1 protein-coding gene is annotated in these 1,202 nt (G+C 45.3%); it reads left to right on the forward strand.

All coding sequences use genetic code 11. The features are described from left to right. The first annotated feature begins 11 nt into the window (after positions 1–11). Entirely contained in the window at positions 12–1,202 is a 1,191-nt protein-coding gene (gene tuf, locus AC1M9L_RS14715; protein WP_481592547.1) for an elongation factor Tu, read from the forward strand.

The following is a 1,202-nucleotide window of genomic DNA, read 5'->3' on the forward strand; positions in this document are numbered from 1 at the left end:
AGGAAGATCTCATGGCTAAGGCTAAGTTTGAACGTAATAAGCCACACGTTAACGTGGGCACAATCGGTCACGTTGACCATGGTAAAACAACTTTAACTGCTGCTATCGCAACTGTATGTGCGAAGAAATTCGGTGGTGAAGCTAAAGACTACGCTGCAATCGACTCTGCACCAGAAGAAAAAGCACGTGGTATTACAATTAATACATCACACGTAGAATACGATTCTCCAACTCGTCACTACGCTCACGTAGACTGCCCGGGCCACGCCGATTATGTTAAAAACATGATTACTGGTGCTGCTCAAATGGACGGCGCGATCCTTGTATGTGCTGCGACTGATGGTCCAATGCCACAAACTCGTGAACACATCCTTCTTTCTCGCCAAGTAGGTGTTCCATACATCGTTGTATTCTTAAACAAATGTGACCTTGTAGACGACGAAGAGCTTCTTGAGCTAGTTGAAATGGAAGTTCGTGAACTTCTTTCTACTTATGACTTCCCAGGTGATGACACTCCAGTTATCCGTGGTTCTGCTCTTGCTGCACTTAACGGTGAAGCTGGTCAGTTCGGTGAAGATGCAGTTGTTGCTCTTGTTGAAGCGCTTGACACTTACATCCCAGAGCCAGAGCGTGCTATTGATAAAGCATTCTTAATGCCAATCGAAGACGTATTCTCTATTTCTGGTCGTGGTACAGTGGTAACTGGCCGTGTAGAAGCTGGTATCGTGAAAGTAGGCGAAGAAGTTGAAATCGTAGGTATCAAAGACACAGTTAAAACTACAGTAACTGGCGTTGAAATGTTCCGTAAACTTCTAGACGAAGGTCGTGCGGGCGAGAACTGTGGTATCTTATTACGCGGTACTAAGCGTGAAGACGTACAACGTGGTCAAGTACTTTCTAAACCAGGTGCGATCAAGCCACACACTAAATTCGATGCAGAAGTATACGTACTTTCTAAAGAAGAAGGTGGTCGTCACACTCCATTCCTTAACGGTTACCGTCCACAGTTCTACTTCCGTACAACTGACGTAACTGGCGCGATTCAATTGCAAGAAGGCGTTGAAATGGTTATGCCTGGTGACAACGTAGAAATGTCAGTAGAATTAATCCACCCAATCGCAATGGACCCAGGTCTACGTTTTGCGATCCGTGAAGGTGGTCGTACAGTTGGTGCTGGTGTTGTTGCTAAAGTAACTGCATAA

It is taken from the genome of Acinetobacter sp. ANC_7511 (genome assembly GCF_056779975.1).